The organism is Streptomyces calidiresistens (assembly GCF_014141525.1).
GTDB classification, from domain to species: domain Bacteria; phylum Actinomycetota; class Actinomycetes; order Streptomycetales; family Streptomycetaceae; genus Streptomyces; species Streptomyces calidiresistens.
Window position 1 is genome coordinate 1 of sequence record NZ_VKHS01001296.1, and the last position, 965, is coordinate 965.

At 78.3% G+C, this 965-nt stretch carries 1 protein-coding gene; it reads right to left on the minus strand.

Going from position 1 to position 965, the window contains the following annotated elements:
• Nucleotides 1-271: 271 nt before the first annotated feature.
• Nucleotides 272-916 carry an HAD family hydrolase gene (locus FOE67_RS26965; RefSeq protein ID WP_194444836.1) on the minus strand — a complete coding sequence of 215 codons (645 nt, stop codon included), beginning with the start codon at nt 914-916 and terminating at the stop codon, nt 272-274.
• Nucleotides 917-965: the final 49 nt, after the last annotated feature.

Here is a 965-nt window from a genome sequence, read left to right on the forward strand (position 1 = left end):
GGAGGGGAGGGGCGCGCCGCGCCTCGCAGCGGCGGTCCCGGGCCGGCCGTCCGGGTGCGGCGGACGGATGAGCCCCTTCCGGAACGGTACCGCAGGGGGGCCGCCCGGCGGGGCGCACCTTCCGGGGCGTGTCGGGAGCGGGCCCCGCCCGGGGCGCGCGCCACGGGGGACGGAGGAGGCCTCCGGCGGCCGGCCGTCCCGGTCGGCGCCCATCGACCGGGGCGCGGCCGGCGGGCGCCGGGGTCCGCGCCGGGCGCGGGGCGCCCGGGGTTCAGGAGACGAGGTTGCCCGCCACCTCCACCGCCTCCTCCAGGGTGTCCACCACGGGGACACCGGCGGCGGACAGGCTGCGGCGGCTGTGCGAACCACCGGTGTAGAGCACGGCACGGGCCCCGGCCGCGGCGGCGGCCACGGCGTCGTCGGTGGCGTCCCCGATGACCACCGTGCGGGCGGGGTCCACGCCCTCCATGGCCGCGAGGTGGCGCACCATCTGCTCGGCCTTGCCCTGGCGCGGGCCGGTGCCGGGGTGGCCGTCCACCCGGGCGAAGTGGTGGTGGATGTCGAGCCGCACCAGCCACTCGGCCAGGTGGTCCCGGCCCGCGAGCGAGCAGACGGACTGGGTGCCGCCGGCGCCGCCCCAGGCGTCGAGGAGGTCGGCGGCCCCCTCCGTGAGGGCGGTGCGCTCGATCCGCGCGAAGTAGTGGCGGTGGAAGGCGCCGTCCATCACCACCCATTCCTCGTCGGTGGGCAGCCGGCCGAGCAGGCGCTCGTAGAACTTCGGGATGGGGACGCAGAACAGGTCGCGGTAGCGGTCGAGGGTCAGGACGGGCAGCCCCAGCTCGCCGAAGGCGGCGTTGGTGGCCTCCAGGACGACGTGGATGTCGTGCAGCAGCGTGCCGTTCCAGTCCCACACCAGGTGGGGGCTGTCGGGCGAGGGCGCGGGCCCGGCGGGGACCCGGCGGGCC